This window comes from Dulcicalothrix desertica PCC 7102 (genome assembly GCF_003991905.1).
In the GTDB taxonomy this organism is placed as follows: domain Bacteria; phylum Cyanobacteriota; class Cyanobacteriia; order Cyanobacteriales; family Nostocaceae; genus Dulcicalothrix; species Dulcicalothrix desertica.
In genome coordinates this window covers 41,492-43,954 of sequence record NZ_RSCL01000035.1, presented here as the reverse complement: position 1 = coordinate 43,954, position 2,463 = coordinate 41,492, and the positions used below count along the sequence as shown (strand labels likewise).

The window sequence follows — 2,463 nt, the reverse complement described above, 5'->3', positions numbered from 1 at the left end:
TGGACATAGGATGGCGCCAAATAATTGCTATATTGTAATTCTCCTGCTATATAAGTTTTAGCAAATGCTAAACTTAAAGACTTGTAGTAACTACGAGCAAGTTTTGGATTAGGACTAGCAATTTCTGGTGTAAAAGGTAAAATGCTTCTCATTGAGTTTTGATTAGCATCACTATGGGTACCATTTTGAGTCAATGCTAAGTATTTATTAGGAGTATTAAGCCATGTGAAGGGACAAATTTGTTCTAAAAGTGCAGGTGCGACTGCATCATTACTACTGGCAGCAAACATTACAGGAATCTCGACGGGGAGCAAACCTGTTTCTCCGAAAACACCACCACTTACAGAATTGATAGCGAAAACTGCCTGAATTCGCTTATCTTTTAAATCAGGTATGGATTTCTCCTTTAATTTTTGGGTAATACATAAAAGCAAGTAAGAAGCATTTGTTGCATTTAAATTAAAGTTATCTGCGCGACACTGTTGTTTGATAAATGGTATATTGATTTTTGCTCCTGCTAAAGCCATAACTGTATAGCCACCAAAAGAATGACCTATTGCTCCTACTTTTTCTAAATTGAAACGGTTTTGAAAGGCAGAATCGGATTGATTTAACTGTTGCAGATAATCAAGTAAAAAGCTTATATCTTGAGGTCGGTTGATAAATTCGTTAGCTTCTACAACTTCTCTTGTTGCACCCCTGATAAAAGTTTCTAAATTACTAGTATTACTTCCTGGGTGTTCTAAAACTGCTACTGCAAACCCATGTGATACTAAATGTTCGGCAAGGTAAACAAAATCTGTTCTATCGCTACCAAAACCGTGTGAAATCACAATAACAGAAGCTTTTTGCGGGAGTTCTGGCAAATAGAGGTCAGTCACGAACGCACGCTTGCGCTTTTGATCATTAAGCTTCAGTGTTTGCTTTTGCCATTTATTATAAACTAGTTTTGGTAACTCGTCTTGATTCTGAACTATTTGTTTATTTGCTTCTATTTCTGATTTTTCTTGCACTAATAAGTTTGCTTGCTTTGTTTTCTCGACTAACTGCGAAAAGGCGCCAAAAATTTTAAACAGAGCATCTGAATCTATTCTAATACTTCGCGATGGAAACTTCTTTAACACCTCAATCAAGTTTAAACTATCATGACTTGCTGCCGAAAGGATGAGTGCTGAACGTAACGCATAAAACCCGTTTTGATGTGAATCATTTTGTACATATTCACCTAAATTTTTTAATGCAATTTTTCCCATTGAAGAGTAGAGAAACTGAGAAATCGCAACTTCATTTAAATTAACTCTAGCTTGCAAAAACTCTCGTAACTGTTTAAATTCGCTCTTGCTCGTAAACTGGGTATAAAAAGCTAATTCGCTATCAATTTTACCTGAGCGGGCATATTCTTCTAAAGAATTGACGGGAATCGTTAATTCTCCTAATGGTGAAGAAAAATATATTTGCTCGGCGCCGAGAGCCGGAAGATTTGATAGTAAGCTAGAAAGACAGCCTAATATTACAGATTGTTGTATTTTTGTAATGTTATTTTTATTCAACATATTTATAATTTAATCCTCATGTACATACAACTCAATTCTCCATTATTTATGTTATTGAACTTTTTCCGAAGCATTAACACTACCATCACTAACCAACCGACCATCCTCCATATACACAATTCGGTCGGCAATATCTAAAATACGATTATCATGAGTTACAAGTAAAATAGTGCAGTCTTGCTCTTTTGCTAGTACTTGCATCATTTCTACTACATCTCTTCCCGATTTTTTATCGAGAGCAGCGGTTGGTTCATCTGCAAGCACAATTTTGGGATGACTGACTAATGCGCGCGCGATTGCCACACGTTGTTTTTGACCACCAGATAAACTATCTGGGTAGTAATCAACACGTTCTCCTAGCCCAACTTGCTGAAGTATCTCGGTAGCAATTTTATTCATATCTTTGTCTAAATAATCATCGTGCAGTTCCAAAGACATTCGTACATTTTGTTTTGCAGTCAAAAAAGTTAGTAAATTATGTGCTTGGAATATATAGCCAATTTTTTGACGTAATTGTGTTAGTTGTTTTTTCGTGGCGCCGCAAATTTCTTGTCCAAGTATCTTTAGACTACCCGATTGTGCCGAACGTAAACCCCCCATTAAGGTTAATAAAGTAGTTTTACCAGAACCAGATGGTCCGGTCATTATCACAATTTCACCTGCGTTGATACTCAAATCGATATCAAATAAAGCCTGTTTACGAAGCTCACCTTCACCAAAATAATGGTTGATATTACAAGCTGAAATTACAGGTTCACTTTTTGTCTGCTGCTCAATGTCAGCACCAGTAATATTTTGCATAAATTTTACCTTGCTTTATTATTTTGAGGAAAAATCACTTTATTGATTAAAGCAAAGACAAGTTTTTGAGCTAGTATGTATTGATATTTTTGAAGTTTCATGATGTTGT

General features: G+C 35.7%; 2 protein-coding genes. Both read right to left on the bottom strand.

Translation table 11 applies throughout. The features are described 5' to 3' along the window. The coding region (locus tag DSM106972_RS44115) for an alpha/beta hydrolase (protein ID WP_201800863.1) at positions 1-1,553 on the bottom strand (1,553 nt) is incomplete at its 3' end. A 51-nt stretch (positions 1,554-1,604) separates the two neighbouring features. Next, positions 1,605-2,354: a DevA family ABC transporter ATP-binding protein gene (locus DSM106972_RS44110; protein ID WP_127086659.1), complete on the bottom strand. Its 750-nt coding sequence runs from the start codon at positions 2,352-2,354 to the stop codon at positions 1,605-1,607. Between the last annotated feature and the right edge of the window lie 109 nt (positions 2,355-2,463).

Coding starts and splice junctions, on each gene's coding strand:
- DSM106972_RS44110 (WP_127086659.1), bottom strand. CDS start 2,354: ATGCAAAATATTACTGGTGCTGACATTGAGCAGCAGACAAAAAGTGAA.